Genomic DNA, 782 nt, shown 5'->3' with positions numbered 1-782 from the left:
AAATTGATAATTATAAGAATCCACTCATTCACAACAATAACGGATATAGGTTAACGATTGATAAGATCTCGAAGAAGTCAATTGATACATTGGAAGTTCAAGAGCGAGATAAGATTTTTGATTATCACCAGAGAGTCTACAATGAGAATCTAGAATCAGCTTGCTTCTATGATATTTCAGGTGGAAAGTTAGAGTTTATCTTGTACTTTTCTGCCAATTTATTAGTTGGTCATATCGTTAGAAATTCAGAGTATATCATTAGTATCGGCTCCCAGAATCAAAAAGTAAGGTACGATATTATTCGATATATGTCTCAAGATTATTGCGGTATTGATATTACGTTTCCTGTACTTGACCACTCTTTTGCGCAATTCATCGAAGACTCTAATACTGGAACACTTTTCGTTAAAAATAAACGGATCTATACGACTTGTAACCTATTTGAACTGCTTTCAAATCCCATGATTTTTGCTTTTTATAAAGGTTACACAGACTTTAAGTTTCTTCGTTATGCTGAGTTGCTGAAGAAAAGTGACGACGTTTATTCGCGTCTCATTCAGTTAACACATTAAGGTTACTGTTTACTGGCACTTCTTGGTCATAAGGTCTCACTCAATTTCAAGACGATTCCACGATCTCATTCTCGGAAGAGATCGTGGACTATTAATATTCCTTTAATTATTTGTATGTATTTCACTCTCAACATTTCTGTGAATGAATGACATCGGTTTTATCGAACTAAGTTCATAGAATACCTTTTTTAAAGTAGGTGATTTATGGAT

At 33.6% G+C, this 782-nt stretch carries 1 protein-coding gene; it reads left to right on the top strand.

The window, feature by feature from the left end; all coding sequences use genetic code 11:
• Positions 1–572 (top strand): hypothetical protein (locus BCT81_RS02665; RefSeq protein ID WP_206747997.1); only part of this gene is annotated, 572 nt, incomplete at its 5' end.
• Between the last annotated feature and the right edge of the window lie 210 nt (positions 573–782).

Source organism: Vibrio sp. 10N.261.52.A1 (assembly GCF_002876325.1).
Lineage (GTDB): Bacteria > Pseudomonadota > Gammaproteobacteria > Enterobacterales > Vibrionaceae > Vibrio > Vibrio chagasii.
This window is presented reverse-complemented; position numbering and strand designations above follow the sequence as displayed.